This window comes from Streptomyces sp. NPDC018045, from assembly GCF_044327445.1.
GTDB lineage: Bacteria > Actinomycetota > Actinomycetes > Streptomycetales > Streptomycetaceae > Streptomyces.
The window spans coordinates 239,901-259,470 of record NZ_JBIRFL010000005.1 but is presented as its reverse complement, the minus strand read 5'-3'; the positions used below and the strand labels follow the sequence as shown (position 1 = coordinate 259,470).

At 73.4% G+C, this 19,570-nt stretch carries 13 protein-coding genes; 4 read left to right on the top strand and 9 right to left on the bottom strand.

From position 1 onward, the window contains the following. Positions 1 to 278: 278 nt before the first annotated feature. Positions 279 to 1,190, bottom strand: coding sequence for an SDR family oxidoreductase (locus tag ACH4EB_RS14920; protein ID WP_398347844.1), 912 nt, complete (start codon positions 1,188 to 1,190; stop codon positions 279 to 281). A 93-nt stretch (positions 1,191 to 1,283) separates the two neighbouring features. Between ACH4EB_RS14920 and ACH4EB_RS14915 the strand changes: the two genes are divergently transcribed. After that, entirely contained in the window at positions 1,284 to 2,309 is a 1,026-nt protein-coding gene (locus ACH4EB_RS14915) for a cyclase family protein (protein WP_398347843.1), read from the top strand. A 377-nt stretch (positions 2,310 to 2,686) separates the two neighbouring features. Here the strand turns inward: ACH4EB_RS14915 and ACH4EB_RS14910 are convergent, their stop codons facing one another. The 4 genes from ACH4EB_RS14910 to ACH4EB_RS14895 form a co-directional block, all read right to left on the bottom strand. Beyond that, positions 2,687 to 3,160, bottom strand: a complete 474-nt coding sequence (locus ACH4EB_RS14910) for an ATP-binding protein (protein WP_398347842.1) — start codon at positions 3,158 to 3,160, stop codon at positions 2,687 to 2,689. 414 nt (positions 3,161 to 3,574) lie between these two features. Then, entirely contained in the window at positions 3,575 to 4,612 is a 1,038-nt protein-coding gene (locus ACH4EB_RS14905; protein ID WP_398347841.1) for an acyl-CoA dehydrogenase family protein, read from the bottom strand. Between the two features lie 9 nt (positions 4,613 to 4,621). After that, positions 4,622 to 5,758, bottom strand: a complete 1,137-nt coding sequence (locus ACH4EB_RS14900) for an acyl-CoA dehydrogenase family protein (RefSeq protein ID WP_398347840.1) — start codon at positions 5,756 to 5,758, stop codon at positions 4,622 to 4,624. Continuing rightward, on the bottom strand, positions 5,758 to 6,945 hold the full coding sequence (locus ACH4EB_RS14895; protein ID WP_398347839.1) for an amidohydrolase family protein: 1,188 nt from the start codon (positions 6,943 to 6,945) through the stop codon (positions 5,758 to 5,760). The genes ACH4EB_RS14900 and ACH4EB_RS14895 overlap by 1 nt, the downstream gene beginning before the upstream one ends. 183 nt (positions 6,946 to 7,128) lie before the next feature. On the opposite strand from ACH4EB_RS14895, the gene ACH4EB_RS14890 reads away from it, so the two are divergent. Next, positions 7,129 to 8,376: a winged helix DNA-binding domain-containing protein gene (locus ACH4EB_RS14890; protein WP_398347838.1), complete on the top strand. Its 1,248-nt coding sequence runs from the start codon at positions 7,129 to 7,131 to the stop codon at positions 8,374 to 8,376. Between the two features lie 30 nt (positions 8,377 to 8,406). Here the strand turns inward: ACH4EB_RS14890 and ACH4EB_RS14885 are convergent, their stop codons facing one another. From ACH4EB_RS14885 to ACH4EB_RS14875, 3 genes are all read right to left on the bottom strand, one after another. Continuing rightward, positions 8,407 to 11,325 carry a hypothetical protein gene (locus ACH4EB_RS14885; protein ID WP_398347837.1) on the bottom strand — a complete coding sequence of 973 codons (2,919 nt, stop codon included), beginning with the start codon at positions 11,323 to 11,325 and terminating at the stop codon, positions 8,407 to 8,409. A gap of 270 nt (positions 11,326 to 11,595) precedes the next feature. Further along, entirely contained in the window at positions 11,596 to 13,773 is a 2,178-nt protein-coding gene (locus tag ACH4EB_RS14880; RefSeq protein WP_398347836.1) for a serine/threonine-protein kinase, read from the bottom strand. 477 nt (positions 13,774 to 14,250) lie between these two features. Continuing rightward, positions 14,251 to 15,981, bottom strand: a complete 1,731-nt coding sequence (locus tag ACH4EB_RS14875; protein ID WP_398347835.1) for a glycerol-3-phosphate dehydrogenase/oxidase — start codon at positions 15,979 to 15,981, stop codon at positions 14,251 to 14,253. A gap of 230 nt (positions 15,982 to 16,211) precedes the next feature. Between ACH4EB_RS14875 and ACH4EB_RS14870 the strand changes: the two genes are divergently transcribed. Further along, a complete protein-coding gene (locus ACH4EB_RS14870) occupies positions 16,212 to 17,507 on the top strand; it encodes a nucleotide sugar dehydrogenase (protein ID WP_398347834.1) in 1,296 nt (431 codons plus the stop codon). 159 nt (positions 17,508 to 17,666) lie between these two features. Continuing rightward, positions 17,667 to 18,194 carry a hypothetical protein gene (locus ACH4EB_RS14865; protein ID WP_398347833.1) on the top strand — a complete coding sequence of 176 codons (528 nt, stop codon included), beginning with the start codon at positions 17,667 to 17,669 and terminating at the stop codon, positions 18,192 to 18,194. A gap of 109 nt (positions 18,195 to 18,303) precedes the next feature. On the opposite strand, the gene ACH4EB_RS14860 is transcribed toward ACH4EB_RS14865, so the two are convergent. After that, positions 18,304 to 19,431, bottom strand: coding sequence for a GuaB3 family IMP dehydrogenase-related protein (locus tag ACH4EB_RS14860; protein ID WP_398347832.1), 1,128 nt, complete (start codon positions 19,429 to 19,431; stop codon positions 18,304 to 18,306). Between the last annotated feature and the right edge of the window lie 139 nt (positions 19,432 to 19,570).

The following is a 19,570-nucleotide window of genomic DNA, read 5'->3' as shown; positions in this document are numbered from 1 at the left end:
GCACCGACGAACCGACCGGGCCCAGCGCAGCGGCCCCGCCCGCCGCAGGCACAACGGCCTCGCAGGTGCCACGGCCCCCGCAGGTGCCACGGCCCCCGTAGGTGCCACGGCCCCGCAGGCAAACGACCCCGCACCCGAAGCGAACCGGACCGACGACCCCGCCGATCCCCGCACAGCGACCCCGCCCCCGGGCCGAAGCCGGCACCGACCACCGGCCCGCCCCGGCCCGGAGCCCAGCCCGGCCGGGTCCCGGCCCGCCGCGGCCGGGCCCAATCCGACTACCGATTGGGCCGCCGCCCCTCGGCCGCGTCAGCGGCCATCGCTTCCACCCGCGCCAGCAACGGCATCGGATCGACCCCCACCGCCCCGGGCAGGAACTCCGCGAGCTTCTCCGGTGTCCAGCCGCCCTCCGCGTACCCGGAGCGCAGCTCCCTCGGCTGGGCCCACACCGCGATCTTCGGCCCGGCGACCGTGTAGACCTGCCCGGTGATCCGCTCCGCCGTGGCGTGGTCGCTGAGCAGGTAGACGACGAGGGCCGCGACGTCCTCGGGCTCACCGATCTCCGTCAGTTCCGTCGGTACGTTTGCGGACATCCGGGTCCGGGCGACGGGCGCGACCGCGTTGGCGGTCACGCCGTACCGGCTCAGGCCGAGCGCGGCGCTGCGCACCAGCGAGATGATGCCGCCCTTGGCGGCGGCGTAGTTGGCCTGCGCGACGCTGCCCTGGTGGTTGCCGCTGGTGAAGCCGATGAGGGTGCCGGACCGCTGCCGGCGCATGACCGCCGAGGCCGCCCGGAACACGGTGAACGTGCCCTTCAGGTGGGTGGCGACGACCGGGTCCCACTCCTCCTCGGTCATGTTGAAGAGCATCCGCTCGCGCAGGATGCCGGCCACGCACACCACGCCGTCCACGCGCCCATACCGGGTCAGCGCGGTGTCGACGATCCGCTGCCCGCCCGCCATCGTGGACACGTCGTCCGCGACGGCGACCGCCTCGCCGCCCGCCTGCTCGATCTCCTTGACCACCGCCTCGGCGACCTCGCTGCTCGGTCCGCCGCCGTCGACCGCCACCCCGTAGTCGTTGACGACCACCCGGGCGCCCTGGCCGGCGCAGGCGAGGGCCACCGCGCGGCCGATGCCGCGGCCCGCGCCGGTGACGGCGATCACCTTGTCCGCCAAGAAGTTCCCCATGCCGCGCCCCTTCCCGCAGTTTCTGACGACCCGTTAGATTTTTGGGCAGTCCCGCACCGAGCACAAGACCCGGAGCACTCCGAGGAGAGCCCGATGCCGACCACCACCCCTGGTCCCACTTCCGACCCCGGTCCCAGCCCGGGCCCTGCCCCCGACGCCGCCGCCTCCGGCCCCGCCACCCCCCTCCCCGCCGAGTTCCACGCCCTGGCGAAGCGCGTGAACAACTGGGGCCGCTGGGGCACGGACGACGAGATCGGCACCCTCAACCTGCTCACCCCCGAGGTCGTACGGGAGGCCGCCGCCACCGTCCGCTCCGGCCGCCGCGTCGCGCTCGCGCTGCCGCTGCGGCAGGACGGCGTACAGACCGGCCTGATCCCGGGCCGGGTCAACCCGCTGCACACCATGACCGCGATCAATCAGGAGATCTTCGGCCCGGGGACGGTCGCCACCTCCGACGACGCCGTGACCATGGGGCTCCAGGCGGCCACCCACTGGGACGGGCTGACCCACGTCTCGCACTCCGGCCGGCTCTACAACAACCGACCCGCCGGCTCCGTCACCGCGCACGGCGGCGCCACCGTCCTCGGCATCGAGAAGGCGCCCCCGATCGTCTCGCGCGGCATCCTGCTCGACGTGGCCCGCGCGCGCCGCGGGGACTCCGAAGGGCCCGGGCGGCTGCCCGGCGGCCACGCGGTGACGCCGGAAGATCTCGACGCGGCGGAGGAGTTGGCCGGGACGCGGGTGCGCTCCGGCGACATCGTCCTCGTCCGGACCGGGCAGATCCAGCACTACCTGGCGGGCGACCGGGACGCGTACGCCTTCCCGTCCCCGGGGCTGTCGATCCGTACGCCCGAGTGGTTCCACGCCCGCGATGTCGCGGCCGTCGCCAACGACACCCTCACCTTCGAGATCTTCCCGCCGGAGATCGACAACCTGTGGATGCCGGTGCACGCGCTGCACCTGGTGGAGATGGGCATGATCCAGGGCCAGAACTGGAACCTGGAGGAACTGGCGGAGGCCTGCGCGGAGGAGAACCGCTACACGTTCTTCCTCACCGCGATGGCGGAGCCGTTCGTGGGCGGCACCGGTACGCCGGTGGCGCCGGTCGCCGTCCTCTGAGGCGGGCCGTACGGCGGGCGGACCACCCGGGCAGCCGGCGAGAGACATCGGGACACCCGGCGGAGATTCGAGAGAGCCCGGCGGAGACAGCGGCGACCCGGCGAAGACGGCGGGACCCCTACGAAGACGGCGGGCCCCCGCGCAGATCCCGCGGACGGGCCGCGACACGGCCCAGCCGGGTGGTGGTACGCCCGTGCGCACCCCGAGCGCGGCACCGCGGACCACCACCCGGCTTACGGGACGCGACCCGCACTCGCCGAGGCTCCTGCCCCCGTACCCTCGGCGTCCCCTCGCGGCGAATCGCTCCACCCCAGAGTGATCACGTGCCTACGACACGTCAACACCTGGTCCGGACTTTCCTGACCGCCGGCCGGCGGTCAGGCACGGTTCGGCACGGCGCAGTGCGGGTCGTACGCGCTCAGCTCCGGGCCCGCCGCCATCAGCACCGGCCGGCCGCGGTCCACCTCGCACCAGATGCTCTTGCCGGCCCCCTCGGGCCGCCAGCCCCAGCGGTCCGCCAGCCCGTCGACCAGTTCCAGGCCGCGGCCGTTCGTGTCGTCGCCGTCGGCGCGCCGGGGGCGTGGCGCGCGGGCGCTGCGGTCCGCGACCTCGACCCGTACGGTGCCCACCACGGCACCCGAACCCGAGAAGCACATCCGCAGCTCGGCGGGGTTCCCGGTATGCACGACGGCATTGGTGACCAACTCGGAGATCAGCAGGATCAGCGTCTCCGCCACCGGCTCGTCGGCCCCTATGCCCGAGCCGGCCAGCCGAGACCTGGCCCACCTCCGGGCCCGCCCCACCTCTGCGGGGTCGGGCCGTACTTCCAACTGCACCTGAAGCACCTGCACCGCTCACACCATCCGAACCGGCGGACACATCGCCTCGCGCCTCCTCGGGGTCACACTCCGTGACCCCGGTGATGCACAGCATGGTTGACGTTCAGTCACCCCAACAAGCGCTTCGGGCATATTCCAGCGCAAGGGAGTATGCGTGGTGCATACTGTGCGACGCGCTTTGCCGGGAGTCGAACAAGAGGGCCTCACGCCCCTCCTTCGAGGGCGAGTGGAGCGCATTCGGCATCCCGGGTCGGTCGCTACGACCCCACCGGAACAGTTGCGCCTCAGAACCACTCGCACCCAAGGGAGCGTACCCGAGCGGGGCGCCGACTCCCCCCTGTGACGAGTTACGCCTAGGACACAACCGGATATCGACCCTCCGTGACCGCTTGTGTGTACGGAATCCGACATTCCGCGCACAACGCCCTACACGCCGACATCTTCGCCCAACAGGGCCTCGGCGAGTACTTCCTCCGCATTTCGGCCGCTTTTCCATTGTTCGACTCGCCACCATGCCCGTTTGAGATGAAGATGCACATCCGCCTCCCAGGTGAAGCCCATACCGCCGTGCACCTGGAGGCAGTCCCGGGCGTTGCGCACCGCGGCCTCGTCGGCGAGCAGCCTGGCGATGACTACAGGGAGTGACCGTTCGGCGAGCGAAGCCGCGTATACGGCACTTCGCGCCACCTCCACTCGTATCAGCATTTCGGCGCACAGGTGTTTCACGGCCTGGAACGATCCGATCCGCACGCCGAACTGCTCGCGGCGCCCGGCGTGTTCCACGGCCATCTCGACCGTACGGGCAGCGCTGCCCAACTGGAGTGCCGCGGTCAGCAGGGCGGCCTCGCGGCGCAGTCGCGGCACGTCCAGAGAACGCGGAACGCGGCGCGGACAGGACACCACGCGCGCGAGCGGCGTCAGAGGGTCGATCGAGCGGATGGCCTCCAGGACCGGCCAGCCCGGCGCGCACCAGAACGCCTGCCCGTACGCGCCGCCGTACGCGTCTCCCCCGGCGCCCCCCGCACCCGCCGTACCCCCCGCCCCCTCGCCCGCCCCTTCGCGCCCACCCTCCACCAAGATCAACTCATCGCAGTCCCCCGGGTGTTCCCACAGGCCCGCCCCGCCCGGCCCCACCTCGCACAGCCCCACCACCCGCTCCCCCGTGGCCACGCCCGGCACCACCCCCGCCAGCAGGTGGCCCGCCACCAGCGGACCCGGCAGCAGGGCCCGCCCCGCCTCCTCGAAGACCAGCACCGCGTCCGGCAGCCCGAGTCCCACCCCGCCGTCCGCCTCCGGCAGCCGCAGCGCGAAGAACCCGGCCGCGCCCAGCTCCCGCCAGAGCGCTCGGTCGAGCGCGGGGTTCTCCACCGCCTCCCGCAGCCGTTCCCTCCCGAAGCGCCGGGCCAGCAGTTCGCGGGTTCCCGTCTGCAAGGCGCGCTGGTCAACGGTGGGTCGCAGGTCCACGGCGGCCGCTCACCGTCCCTTCGGCAGGCCGAGGATGCGCTCGGCGATGATGTCGCGCTGGATCTGCGAGGTGCCGGCGGCGATCGGGTACGAGAGGGACGCCAGCCGGTCCGCCGTCCACCGCCGGTCCGCGTCGAGCGCACCGGCCGGCCCCAGCACCTCGGCGGCCGCGTCGTACAGCTCCTGCCGGGCCTGCGAGTAGCGCAGCTTGAAGACCGAACCGCCCGCGTCCGGCACCCCGCCCGTCTTCCCGGCCGCGCCGACAGTGCGCTGAATGAGCCGCCACAGGGCCGTGAACTCGGCGTTCAGCCGGCCCAGCCGGCGGCGCAGCACCGGGTCGTCCCAGCGTCCGTCCGCCCGTGCCGTACGGGCCAGCTCGCCGAGCGTACGGCGGCAGGCGACGACCTCGCCGACGAAGGCGGTGCCCCGCTCGAAGGAGAGCGTGACCATGGTGACGCGCCAGCCGTCGTGCTCGGCGCCGACCCGGTTCACCACCGGCACCCGTACCGCGTCGAGGAAGACCTCCGCGAACTCGGCCGGTCCGACGAGCGTACGCAGCGGCCGTACGGTGATCCCGGGCGCGTCCATGGGCATCGCCAGCCAGGAGATGCCCCGGTGCCTGGGGGCCTTCGGGTCCGTACGCACCAGCAATTCGCACCAGTCCGCGATTTCCGCGTGCGAGGTCCAGATCTTCTGCCCGGTGATCACGTAATGGTCGCCGTCGCGTACCGCACGGGTGCGCAGGGCCGCGAGATCGGAGCCCGCTTCCGGCTCGCTGAAGCCCTGGCACCACACCTCGTCGCCGCGCACGATGGGCGGCAGCCAGCGGGCGCGCTGCGCGTCCGTGCCCTCGGCGGCGATGGTCGGCCCGGCGTGCAGCAGCCCGACGAAGTTGGCGCCCACGTAGGGCGCACCGGCCCGTTCCGTCTCCTCCAGGAAGATCAGCCGTTGGGTGGGCGAGGCGTCCCAGTGCAGGGCGCCGTACCCGGCGTCGTACAGCCGCCGCTGCCAGCCGAGGTCGTAGGCGCGCCGGCCGGGCCAGTCCAGCGGGTCCGGCCGGGCCGGCAGGTCGGGGAGCGTCTTGGCGAGCCACTCCCGCAGCCGCGCCCGGAACTCCTCCTCCTCGGGTGTGTACGTCAGGTCCATCAGTCGAGGCCGAGGCCGAGCATGCGGATCGCGTTACCGCGCATCAGCTTGTACACGGTCTCCTCGTCCAGTCCCTTCACATGGTCCAGGGCGACCTCCTTGGTGTGCGGGAAGGTCGAGTCGACGTGCGGGTAGTCGGTCTCGAAGGTCGCGTTGTCCCGGCCGACCACGTCCAGCGAGGCGATGCCGTGCTTGTCGCGGAAGAAGCAGCAGAAGATCTGCCGGTAGTAGTACGTCGAGGGCGGCTCGGGGATCAGATCGCGCACCCCGCCCCAGGCACGGTGCTCCTCCCACACGTCGTCCGCGCGCTCCAGGGCGTACGGGATCCAGCCCATCTGTCCTTCGCTGTACGCGAGTTTGAGGAGCGGGAACTTCACCAGGACGCCGCTGAAGAGGAAGTCCATCATCGAGGCCATGGCGTTGTTGAAGCTCAGCGAGGCCTGGACGGCGGGCGGCGCGTCGGGGGAGGCGGCCGGCATCTGCGAACTGGACCCGATGTGCATGTTGACCACCGTCCCGGTCTCCTCGCAGACGGCGAAGAACGGGTCCCAGTGGCCGGAGTGGATCGACGGCAGCCCGAGGTGCGTCGGGATCTCACTGAACGTCACCGCCCGCACCCCGCGCGCCGCGTTCCGCCGCACCTCGGCGACGGCCAGGCCGATGTCCCACAACGGGATGAGGCAGAGCGGGATCAGCCGCCCGGCACTGTCCCCGCACCACTCCTCCACCATCCAGTCGTTGTACGCGCGCACGCACGCCAGGGCGACCTCCTTGTCCCGCGCCTCGGCGAACGTCTGCCCGCAGAAACGGGGGAAGGTCGGGAAGCACAGCGACGCCTCGACGTGGTTGAGGTCCATGTCCGCGAGGCGCGCCTTCGGGTCCCAGCAGCCACGCCGCATCTGCTCCCGGGTGATGCCTTCCAGTGTCATCTCGTCCCGGTCGAAGCCGACGGCGGCGATGTTGCGCTTGTACGGGAACTTCAGGTCCTCGTAGATCCACCAGTCGGTGGGCGGCCCGTCCGGGTCCATCGTGATCACGTACTTGCCGCCCACGTACGCCAGCTCACCGATCCCCTCTGTCAGGGGCCGCGGGCCCCGGTCCCGGTACTTCGCCGGCAGCCAGGTCTCGAAGAGGTGCGCGGGCTCGATGACGTGGTCGTCGACGCTGACGATGCGCGGTAGCTCCATCTGGTTCCCCTCACACGGTCCCCGGCCGGTGGCCGACGGGCCGCCGAACCCGTAACTGACGACCCGTCAGTCAGGAGGCTAGCCGCGCCCCCGGGGGCCGACAAGGCGCCGGACGGCCCCGCCACGCCCGGCACGCGGCCTGTAGGACAGGCCCGGCCCTACATCACCCGTACTGTCGGCCCCATGAGCCCCACCGCCCCCCGCCCCCGCATCGACGACGCCCAGCGCCGCGCCCGCCTCGGGCACCGGCACCTGCTCGCGGACTCCGCCAAGGCCGCCACGGCGGAGGAGACGGCGGACGCCCTGGTGGGCCTGCACGCCACGGACGCCGCCACCGTGCACCTCTCGGCCCGCGCCCGGCTGGCCGACCCGGACCCGGACGCACTCGACCGCGCCCTCTACCGGGACCGCACCCTCGTCCGGATGCTGTGCATGCGCCGCACACTCTTCGCCGTCAGCACCACACTCGCCCCCGTGGTGGCCGCCTCCACCGCGGGCCCGATCGCCGCGAAGGAACGGCGCGACATGACCACCTGGATCACCCAGGGCCTGCCGGACTGGGACGGGCGACGGCTGGCCGAGGTCGAGGCCAGGACCCTCGCCGCTCTCGAAGCGCGCGGTGAGGCCACCGCCGCCGACCTCGCCGCCGACGTGCCCGAACTGCGCGCCACGATCGTGGTGTCTCCCGGCAAGCCGTACGAAGCCGCAGTCGCGGTCTCCAGCCGCATCCTGCGCACCCTCGCCGCCGAGGGCCGCGTCCGGCGCAGCCGACCGCGCGGCGGCTGGACCAGCAGCTCTTTCCGCTGGTCACCGGGCACCGCCTGGGCCGACCTGCCCGCACCGGACCCCGCCGGGGCCAGGGCCGAGCTGGCCCGCCGCTGGCTGGCGTCATACGGTCCGGCGCCGGTCGAGGACCTCAAGTGGTGGACGGGCTGGACCCTCACCGACACCCGGCGCGCGGCCGCCGCCGCGGGCGCGGTCGAGGTCGATCTGGCCGGAGGTTCCGGGGCCGAGGCCGGCACCGGGTCCGGGTCCGATACCGGCTCCCGCTCCGGTTACGGTATCGGCCTCGCCCTTCCCGGCGACGTGGATTCCGTACCGGAACCCGCGCCCTGGGCGGCCCTGCTGCCTTCCCTTGACCCGACCGCGATGGGCTGGAAGCACCGGGACTGGTACCTCGACCCGGAGCACATCCGCCCCCTCTTCGACCGCAGCGGCAACATCGGCCCCACCGTCTGGTGGAACGGCCGCGTCATCGGCGGCTGGGCCCAGCGCCCCGGCGGCGAGGTCACCTGGCGTCTCCTGACGGACGCGGGCCGGGAGGCGACGGCTGCCGTGCGGGCCGAGGCGGAGCGGCTGACCCGGTGGATCGGGGACGTACGGGTCACGCCTCGCTTCCGTACCCCGCTGGAGCGGGAATTGAGCGCCTGAGAGGCCGCCGCAACCCGCTTGCGCACGCCCTCAGTTGGGCCGGTAGGACCCCGTGGCCTGGTCGTACAGGCGGTCGACCGCGCGGCGTTCACTGTCCGGGCCGATCACCTGGATGACGTGGTAGCGGCCGTCGTGGATCATCGCGAGGTTGCGTACGTAGACCTGGCGGCCGCTGCTGTCCTGCCAGGTGAAGGTGCCTTCGGCCATCGCCGCCCGGCCGACGTCGATGCGGCGCAGGCCGGAGGAGCCGGACCAGCTCGACTCCCGGTACGGGGCCAGTTCCGGCTCCTTGTCCTGCTGGTAGGCCATCGGGTCGGTGCCGTAGCGGGACGTGGTGTCGCGGCCGGGCACGATCAGCAGCTCGAAGTCGTTCCCCAGGTAACGGATCTGGCCGCGCTCGTTCTCCCCGCGGCGCTGCCAGCCCTGGTGGACGGCGACCTGGAAGCCCTTCGGGTCCTTGCGTACCGCGAAGCCCTCGGCGAGGTCGGCGGGTTCGGTCGTCTGCGGCCGCTGTGCGCGGGCGCCCTGGTCGCCGGGCCCACCGCCGGAGCTGTCGCCGGGCGTCGAGCTCTGCGTGCCCACCGCGCCCCCGCGCTCCCGGACACTGCCCGCGCCGCCCTCCCCCGAACCGGCCTTCGGCATGACCAGCACCGCGAACACAATCGTGCCCACGACGAGCAGGATCACCAGCCCCACGAGCAGCAGCCCGAGGCGGCGCGGGCTGCGTCCGTCCCCGGGCGGGGCGCCCTCGATACGCCGGATCCGGTGCGCGGGGCGGGGCTGTCCGGCGGTGCGGTGCTGCTTCGGGGGGCGGGCGGGTCCGGGCCGACGCGAGGGGCGGGTGGTGGTCGCTGTGTGCGGGGGTGGGGCGGGGGGCTGATGGTTTCCGTGGCGGTGGTGGTTGTCGTGGGGGTGGTGGTTGTCGTGGGAGTGACGGTTGTTCCGGGTGGGGTGGCCGTCCTGGGGGTGCGGGAGCGGGCGGGCGGGGGGCTGGGGTGCCGGCCCCGTGCGGTGCGGCTGCTCGGCGGGCGCTTCGGCGAGGCCGGGCCGGCCGTGCTGGGTGGTCTCCCCGTACGGCACGGCCCGGCGCTTGTCCTTCGGCTGCCGCGGCGGCTTGGCCGGGCGCGGCGGCCCGGACCGGCGCGCCTTCTTGTGCCGCCCCTTGCGGACGAGTTCGCCGCGCCGCCGCAGGATCGGCAGCCGCCGCGAGTCGGCGGGCCCTTCCAGCGACGGCACGGTCACCACCCGGCTGCCCACCTCCGGCTCCGGCGCGGTACGGATCAGCGACCGCAGCCAGCCGCGCAGCTCCTCGAAGTCCGGGCGGTCGGCCGGGTCCTGGCGCATCAGCGACTCGACGACCGGCCGCAGCGCGCCGCACTCCTCGGCGTACGACGGCGGTTCCGAGCACACGAGCTGCACCAGCTCGGCGGCGCTGTCCTCGGGATAGGCGGAGTGCCCCTGCACGATCCGGAACAGCAGCGCGCCGACCGCCCACAGGTCGGTGGCGGGGCCGACCGGGGGCGCGAGCTGCCAGTTGGCGTGCACCGGACCGGCCTGCTCCGGCGCCCAGCGCTCGGTGACCGGGCCGACGATGTTGATCCGTACCTGCCGCGCCCGCTCCGCCGCGAGGGCCGCGCTCGGGCGCCCGTACCCGTTCGAGCCGGCCGGGGCCTGGTGCTCCGGCTGCCGTGCCTGCTCGTCCGGCTGCTCCCGCGGCTCGTACGGCGCCTTGGCCGGCGAGGGGCTTGCCTCCGACACGGCGCCCGTCTCCGACGCGAGGCCCGCCTCCGACACAGGGCCCGCCTCCGGTGACGGGTCCGCCTCCGGCGCGGGCCGCTGTATCGGCAGCGGGTGCGGTATCCGGACGCCTCCGGTGTGCGGCCCCGGGCCGGGCAGGCTGCCGCCGTACACCGCGCTGCCCGGGTGGGCCGGAAGCCCCGAGTGCGGCGGAAGCGGCGAGCGGGACGGCAGCGGCGAGTGCGGCGGAAGCGCCGACGACGCCGGTGGGGCCGGCGCGGGAATGTGGTCGCGGTACGGGCTGAAGTGCGGGTCGGCGGGGTGCGCGGGGTCGGCAGGGGCGGGCGCTGCCGCGCCGTCGCCGGTGGCCGGACGGGCGGCCGCCGCCCGCGTGCCCGCCTGGTAGGCGGCTATGGCCCCGGCCCGGGCCCGGCGCGCGTCCGCTTCGGGCGCGGCACCCGGCTCTCCGGCCCGACCATCGGCCCCGGCCGCTTCCGGAATGCCGGCATCCGCCGTCGGACCGGCCGACGCGGACGTCTGAGCCGCTCCGCGCGCCTGTCCCGGCACGGAACCCCGCCCCGCCCCGGGTGCCTCCCCCGTCTCTTCCCCCGGCACCGGGTCGTACCCGCACAGCGCCTCCTCCGCCGCGCCCACCGCCAGTCCGGTCAGGATCGCCCGCCCGTCGTCGCAGATCAGGACCGTACGGACGGTGATGTTGCGGTGGGTCCAGCCGTGCGCGTGCAGGGCGCGCAGGGCGGTGAGGAGGTCGGCGGCGACCTCCGCCGCCCGGTGCGGGGAGAGGGTGCGATCGGCGAGGAGCGCGGCGAGCGGGCGGGCGGCGACGCGTTCGCTGACGATCCACAGGCTGCCGTCCTGCGCGAAGACGTCGAACACCTGGTCGAGTTGCGGGTGGTCGGGCAGCCGGGCCGCGGCGGTCGCGGCCTCCAGGGCGCGCCGTACGGCGGGGTCCTGCGGCGTCCGGTCGGCGCCGGGCGCGCGGTGTCCGTACCCGTCAGGACCGGGGCGCCCGCCGGGATGCCCGGAGCCGAGGAGTTCCGCGTTCACGACCTCGGGCAGCGGCACCTGCCGTACGAGGACCTCCTGCCCGCTGTACGTGTCGAAGGCGCGGGTCTCGGCGAACTCGTACTCGTCCGCCGGCGGCACCGGCAGGCGGTAGCGCTCGGCGAGCACTCTTCCCGCGTACTCGTCCACGACGCCTCCCCAGCGCGCGATTCACGCCGCCTGCCCGTCTTTGCCCGGGTGCTCCCGGCTCCACCGGTCACACCCAGTGGTCAAAACCGGTCGGATTTCTTCCGATTGCGGCTGCGTACGGTCTTCGGGGCCTCACGATACGTGCCGGGGGCGTGGGTTGAGGAGCGCTATCGGCCAACAGGTCCCCAGGACTTCGCTTGCGCCTTGCGGCCGTCGCCGCGTCCACCGCCTCAGCCTGCGCACCTCCGCGCCACGGGTGCCGCGGAAGGTTCAGTCCCTCACCTGGAAGGTCGCGAACGCGGTGTCCCGCAGGCGCCGGCACTCCGCCGCGTCCCAGGCATCCGCCTTGCAGGTGATCATGATCGCGTAGCCGTGCCGGTCGTCCGCCCGGAAACCGCGGTTGAGCACGCGTACGTCCTGGCCGCTCTGCTTGCGCGTGAACGACCAGTCGGCGACCGTCGGATACCCCCGCCACCCGATCGCCTTGATGTCGATGCGGCGGTAGTCCTGGACGCTGCCCCGGACGGCGGGCTCCAGGCCGCGCCAGGCGGCCGCGGCGTCGCTGCCGGGCTTGGCGTTGTAGTCGATCTGGACGCGCGGGAAGCCGCCCGTGGCGCTGTAGATCGCGCCGGAGTTCTGGCCGGCCGTGTCCGTCTGCTTCCAGCCGGACGGCAGCGCCACGGCGAAGCGGAACCCGCTGTTCGCGACCGTCGCGTAGCCCTGCGGCACCCCCTGGCCCCGGTCCTCGCCGGGCTTGCCGTCCTGGCCGTTCCGCCCGCCGCCCGGCTTGCCGTCCGTCGGCTGCGACGCGTTCCCGCCGGCACCCTTCCCCGGGCCCCCGGCGTCCTCGCCCCGGGACGGGTCGGCCTGGCCGGTGACGGCCGTGCCGGAGCCCGCCGCCCGGCCGCCGTCCTTCTCGTCGCTCCCGCCGAGCGCGAAGGCCAGCACCGTGCCGAGCACGGCGAGCACCACGACGACGGCGGCGATGACGAGCGTACGGCGGGGTAGAACATCGGTGACGGACGCCCGCGGCGGGCCGGACTGGCGCGAGCCGTCGGCCGGCTTCGACTCCGGCCGGGCCGCGGCGGCAGCCGTGGCCGCCGCCTTGCGCACCGCCTGGAGCGCGACGCGCACCTTCTCCTTGGCGCCCTCCGACTCGAAGCCCGTCCGCCCGGCCGAGCCGACCGCCGTCGGCCAGTTCTTCGGCCCGTTCGTCGAGCCGGTCTGCGTGGACTGGCCGGTGGTGCTCCGCGCCGTCGAAGCGGCCGCCGCCTTGGCCCCGGCGCCCGTGCCCGAGCCGGTACGGGCACCAGGCGCCGTACGCGCCCCGGTGTCCGTGCGCGGAGCGGCGGCCGACGCCGCGCGCGGACCCGTGGCCGGGCGCGCGCTGCCGCGGTCCGCTTCCGGTGCGCGTCTCTCGGTCTCCTTGGCGCGCGGCTTGGGCTTCCACTGCGGGCGCGGCACCGACGGCTTCGACCGCGCCTGCTCCCGGACGCGGTCCTTGTCCCGGTCGCGGTCCCCGGACTTCGCCGCGGGCTCCTCGGACACGACCGGCAGGGCCATCGCCCGGGTCGCGTCCGGAGCGGGCGGCTGCGGTCCGGTGTCCTCCGGCGCGTTGGCCGCGTCCAGGAGCAGCGCCCGCGCCGCCCGGTCGTCGAGCCGCCCCGCCGGGTCCTTCACCAGCAGCCCGTAGATGACCTCTTCCAGCACCCCGGCGCTCTTCGGCGGCTCCAGCGGCTCGGTCATCACCGCGGTCAGCGTGGCGATCGCCGACCCCTTGTCGTACGGGGGCACGCCCTCGACGCAGGCGTACAGCAGGCCGCCCAGCGACCACAGGTCCGCCGGCGGACCCGGCTTCTGGCCGCGCGCCCGCTCGGGCGATATGTACGAGGGCGCGCCGACGAGCATGCCGGTGGAGGTCACCGAGGGGTCGCCCTCGACCTGGGCGATGCCGAAGTCGGTGAGCACGACCCGGCCGTCATCGGACATCAGGACGTTGGAGGGCTTCACGTCGCGGTGCAGGATGCCCTCGCGGTGGGCGGCGCACAGCACGTCGAGGACGGCGAGGCCGACCTCCGCCGCCCGGCGCGGCGTCAGGGGCCCGTCGTCGCGCACCACCTCGGCGAGCGAGCGGCCCTCGACCAGCTCCATGACGATCCACGGGCGGTCGTCCTCGTCGACCACGTCGTAGACCGTCACCGCGCCGTTGTTGCGGATCCGGGCGATCGCCTTGGCCTCCCGCAGCGTACGGGTGATCAGACGGCGCTTCTCGTCCTCCTCGACCCCGCCAGGGAAGCGCAGCTCCTTGACCGCGACGATACGGCCGAGCACTTCGTCCCGTGCGCGCCAGACCGTACCCATTCCGCCCCGGCCGAGGACTTCGGCGAGCCGGTACCGGCCGGCGAGCAGCCTGCCCTCCTTGCCGTCCATCTCGACCTCGTCGCCCACTGAATCCCCTCTGCAATCCAGCCGAGTTGGCATCTCGAACACTTCTCGATCACCAAACTGGCCCAACTCGGACAACCCACCCTGGCGGAGCCTTCATTCTCTCTCATCCGCGCCCGTGGGGAAGGCCAGGGTCCACGACTCGGCGCCTGTGGCCCTGCCCCGTGCAGCCCCTCCGCCGGCACCTCCGCCACCGGCACCTCCGCTCCCACCTGCGCCCCCGGCACCTCCGGCCTCATCTCCTCCAGCGCCTCCCGCGCCTCTTCCGTCACCCCGTCCGGTCCCGGCCCCCTCTTCCTTCACGCACTCCACCCTCCCCCCGGTTCTCCCCGCGTCCCGCCCACCGCACCCGCCCGCACCTTCCTTCGCCTGCTCACCCTCACCCTCACCCCGACAGCCCTCGCCCCCTCACCACGTGCTCCGGCGGCCGGTTCTGCCGGGCGGGGCCACCCGGCAGAACCGGCCGCCGGCCGGGTCCCTTTACAGCGGCACGATGTCCGGCGCGCCCAGCCGCGCCGCGTCGGCGGTCAGGTCGTCCGGCTGCCGCTGGGACTCGCGTTCCGCCTCCACCCGCTTCTCGTAGTGCTGCACCTCGCGGTCGATCTGGTCCGCGTCCCAGCCCAGCACCGGCGCCATCAGCTCCGCGCACTCGCGGGCGCTGCGGGTGCCCCGGTCGAAGGTCTCGATGGAGATACGGGTACGCCGGGTGAGGACGTCGTCGAGGTGCCGCGCGCCCTCGTGGGTGCAGGCGTAGACGACCTCGGCGCGCAGGTAGTCGTCGGCGGCGGCGAGCGGCTCGCCGAGCGCCGGGTCGGCCAGGACCAGCTCGAAGACCTCGTCGGCCAGCGAGCCGTAACGGTTCAGCAGGTGCTCGACGCGCACCACGTGCAGACCGGTGCGGGCCGCCGTGCGGGCCCGCCCGTTCCACATCGCCTTGTAGCCCTCGGCGCCGACCAGCGGCGTGTCCTCGGTGACGCACTCGGCGACCCGCCCCCAGCTCACGCTGGGAGTGCCCCCGGTCAGCCCGTGCACGGCCTCGTCCACCGCGTCCTTGGCCATCACCCGGTACGTCGTGTACTTGCCGCCCGCGACCACGACGACCCCCGGCACCGGGTGCGCGACGGTGTGTTCACGCGACAGCTTGCTGGTCGCGTCCGACTCACCGGCCAGCAGGGGACGCAGACCCGCGTAGACGCCTTCGACGTCGTCGCGTGTCAGCGGCGTGGCGAGCACCGAGTTCACATGCTCCAGCAGGTAGTCGATGTCGGCGCTGGACGCCGCCGGGTGCGCCTTGTCCAGGTCCCAGTCCGTATCGGTCGTGCCGACGATCCAGTGCCTGCCCCACGGGATGACGAAGAGCACGCTCTTCTCCGTGCGCAGGATCAGCCCGGTCGTCGAGTGGATGCGGTCCTTGGGCACGACCAGGTGGATGCCCTTCGACGCCCGTACATGGAACTGGCCGCGCTCCCCGATCAGGGCCTGGGTGTCGTCGGTCCACACGCCGGTCGCGTTCACCACCTGGCGGGCCCGTACCTCGTACGCACCGCCCGCCTCCACGTCCTGCACCCTGGCGCCGACGACACGTTCGCCCTCGCGCAGGAAGCCGACCACACGGGCCCGGTTGGCGACGTCCGCCCCGTAGGCGGCGGCCGTCCGGACGAGGTTCATCACGAAGCGGGCGTCGTCCATCTGGGCGTCGTAGTACTGCAACGCGCCGACCAGGGCGTCCTTCTTCAGGCAGGGCGCGACCCGCAGGGCGCGCTTGTGCGAGAGGTGCCGGTGGACGGGCAGGCCGCGGCCGTGTCCGGAGGAGATCGACATGCCGTCGTACAGGGCGACGCCGGAGCCCGCGTACCAGCGCTCCCAGCCCTTGTGGGTGAGCGGGTAGAGGAAGGGGACCGGCTTGACCAGGTGCGGCGCGAGCCGTTCCAGCAGCAGTCCGCGTTCCTTCAGGGCTTCCCGTACGAGCGCGAAGTCCAGCATCTCCAGGTACCGCAGCCCGCCGTGGATGAGCTTGCTCGACCGGCTCGATGTGCCCGACGCCCAGTCGCGGGCCTCGACCAGCCCGGTGTCCAGGCCGCGGGTCGCCGCGTCCAGTGCCGTGCCGGCGCCGACGACTCCGCCGCCGACCACCAAAATGTCCAGCTCCCGTTCCGCCATCCGTGCGAGTGCTTCGGCACGCTGGGCCGGTCCGAGTGTCGCTGTCCTCACCGCTGCCTCCCGCTGTGGTCGGGGCCACACTCCCCGTCCGTCGATTTTGGCCGCGCCACCGGCCCGTATCCACCCTTCGGCGGGCCGGGCAACACCCCCGCCGTCCCGGTCCACCAATCCCCATTCTGGGCCAAATGTCCGCTTAGTCTATTTATGCTCTTATGCTTCGCCGCCCCATCACGCCCCATCACGCCTCATCCGGAACCGCTCGGGAAGGACGGCAGCCAGCCATGCCCGCAGACCTCGCCGTCATCGGACTAGGCCATATCGGTCTCCCCCTCGCCCAGGCCGCCACCCTCGCCGGCGTCCGCACCATCGGCTACGACCCCGGACCGCCGGCGACGGCCGCACCGGGCGCCGCGGCCGCGCCACCGGAAGGACGCCCGGCCGCCACCGCCCCCGCCCCGCACAGCCCGCTCACCGCACCCGAAGTCCGCCGGCTGCTCGCGGCCGGCTTCCGCAGCACCGACGACCCCGCCGTGCTCGGCCGGGTCCGTACGGCTGTCATCTGCGCCCCCACCCCACTCGGCGAGGACGGCGCCCTCGACCTGACCGCGGTCGCCGACGCCGCCCGCGTACTGGCGGCGCACCTGCGCCCGCACACCACGGTGGTCCTCGAATCCACCGTCTACCCGGGCACCACCGAGGAATTCCTGCGCCCCCTCCTGGAAGAGGGATCCGGCCTGACCGCCGGGCGCGACTTCCACCTCGCCTGCTCCCCCGCCCGCCACGACCCCGGCAACCCCGCCCACCGCTACGGCACCGTCCCGAAGGTCATCGGCGGCCTGACTCCCGCCTGCACCGAGGCCGCGGCGGCGTTCTACGGCCGGCTCACCGACAAGGTCGTCCGCGCCCGCGGACCGCGCGAGGCGGAGACGGCCAAGCTGCTGGAGACCAACTACCGGCACCTGAACATCGCGCTCATGAACGAGATGGCGGTGCTCTGCCACGACATCGGCGTCGACCTGTGGGACGTCATCCGCTGCGCCGAGACCAAGCCGTTCGGCTTCCAGGCGTTCCGCCCCGGCCCCGGCGTCGGCGGCCACAGCGCCCCCATCGACCCCAACTACTATTCCTACAAAGGCCGTTCACTCGGCTACCCGCTGCGCCTGGTCGAGCTGGCGCAGGAGGTCAACAGCCGGATGCCGCGCTACGTCGTGCAGCGCTGCGCGACCCTGCTCAACGAGCACGGCAAGTCCGCGCGCGGCGCCCGCGTCCTGCTCCTCGGCGTCACGTACAAGCCGGACACCGGCGACGAGGAAGGCTCCCCGGCCCGCGAAGTCGCCTCCCGGCTCATGGAGTTGGGCGCACACATCACTTACCACGACCCGTACGTCCACCAGTGGCAGGTCCGGGACCGGCCCGTGCCGCGCGCCGACGCCCTCTACGAGGCGGCCGCCGGGGCCGACCTCACGCTGCTGCTCCAGCACCACCGCACATATGACCTCCAGGGGCTGTCGGTGAAGGCCCAGCTCCTGCTGGACACGCGGGGCGCCACGCCGGCCGGTGCCGCGTACCGCCTGTGACCCGCGCCCCCCGGAGCCGCCACGAGCCGGCCGAAACAAATCCATAGTGGACATGTCAGACCGGTCTGTTAATTTATGTCCGCGCAACGAACATGTGCGCGTCCATACCGACCGGTCCCGCGCCCAGCGCCGCGACGGTCTCCACCTCGGGGGAATCTCATGAGTCAGCCCTGGCCGCCCGCGCCCGAACAGCCGCAGCAGCCCCACCAGCCGCCGCAGGCTCCGTACGGCGCTCCCGCACCGGGCGGCTTCCCGGCGCCGCTGGCCCCGCCGCCCGCCCGCCAGGGCAACGCCGGACTGGCCGTCGCCCTCGGCGTCGTCACCATGCTGGTCGCGGCCGGTGTCTACGGCGCGGTCCTCAACGCCGTCGACGGCGCCTCGATCGGTTACGCGGCACTCGCCGTCGGCGCGCTGATCGGCGCCGTCGTCGGCAAGACCGGCGGCCGCGGCGCCGCGCTGCCCGTCGTCGCCGCGGTGCTCGGCCTGCTCGGGCTCTACCTCGGCCAGGTCTTCGGCATGGCCCTCATCACGGCCGACGCCCTGCGCATGCCGCTCACCGAGACCGTCCTGGACCACTTCGACCTGGTCCACACGGTGTGGAAGGAGTACCTCGGCGCGATCGACGTGCTCTTCTACCTGCTGGCGGGCGCCGGCGGCTTCCAGGTCGCCAAGAAGCTGGGCGCCTGACACCCCACACGACACGAAGGGCCCGGACCGCACGAGGTGTGCGGTCCGGGCCCTTCGGCGTCGGCGGGCCGGACGGGATCCGTCCGGCCGTGCTCCGGCGTGCGCTGTGTCAGGGCTTGTCGTGCTGCGACGGCGCGACCGTCACCTCGACCCGCTGGAACTCCTTGAGCTCCGAGTAACCGGTGGTCGCCATCGCCCGGCGCAGCGCGCCGAAGAAGTTCATCGATCCGTCCGGCGTGTTCGAGGGACCGCACAGGATCTCCTCGGTGGTGCCGACCGCGCCCAGGTCCATCCGCTTGCCACGCGGTACGTCCGGGTGCACGGCCTCCATGCCCCAGTGGTGGCCGCGGCCCGGCGCGTCCGTGGCGCGCGCCAGCGGCGAGCCCATCATGACCGCGTCGGCGCCGCAGGCGATGGCCTTGGGCAGGTCGCCGGACCAGCCCACGCCGCCGTCGGCGATGACGTGCACGTACCGGCCGCCGGACTCGTCCATGTAGTCACGGCGGGCGGCGGCGACATCGGCCACCGCGGTCGCCATCGGCACCTGGATGCCGAGCACGTTACGGGTGGTGTGCGCGGCGCCGCCGCCGAAGCCGACGAGCACGCCCGCCGCGCCGGTCCGCATCAGGTGCAGGGCCGCGGTGTACGTGGCGCAGCCGCCGACGATCACCGGGACGTCCAGCTCGTAGATGAACTGCTTCAGGTTCAGCGGCTCGGCGGCCGAGGAGACGTGCTCGGCGGAGACGGTGGTGCCGCGGATCACGAAGATGTCCACGCCCGCGTCCACGACGGCCTTGGAGAACTCGGCCGTCCGCTGCGGCGAGAGCGCGGCGGCGGTGACCACACCGGAGTCGCGCACCTCCTTGATCCGCTGCCCGATCAGCTCTTCCTTGATCGGCGCGGCGTAGATCTCCTGGAGCCGCTTGGTGGCGGCGTCGCCGTCCAGCTCCGCGATCTCCGCGAGCAGCGGCTCCGGGTCCTCGTAGCGCGTCCAGAGCCCTTCCAGGTTCAGTACGCCCAGGCCGCCCAGCTCACCGATGCGGATCGCGGTCTGCGGCGAGACGACCGAGTCCATCGGGGCGGCCAGGAACGGCAGCTCGAAGCGGTAGGCATCGATCTGCCAGGCGATCGAGACCTCCTTCGGGTCGCGGGTGCGCCGACTCGGTACGACGGCGATGTCGTCGAAGGCGTACGCCCGGCGGCCGCGCTTGCCGCGCCCGATCTCGATCTCAGTCACGTGTGTGGCCCTTCCATACGATTACGTCCCCAGTATCCCCGACGGGGGACGCTGGGGACGTATCAGGGCTTGATCACTCTTCGTTTTCGAGGAGCACCCGGGAGGTGTCCACGGCCATGGCCCGGAGGACGGTCAGCAG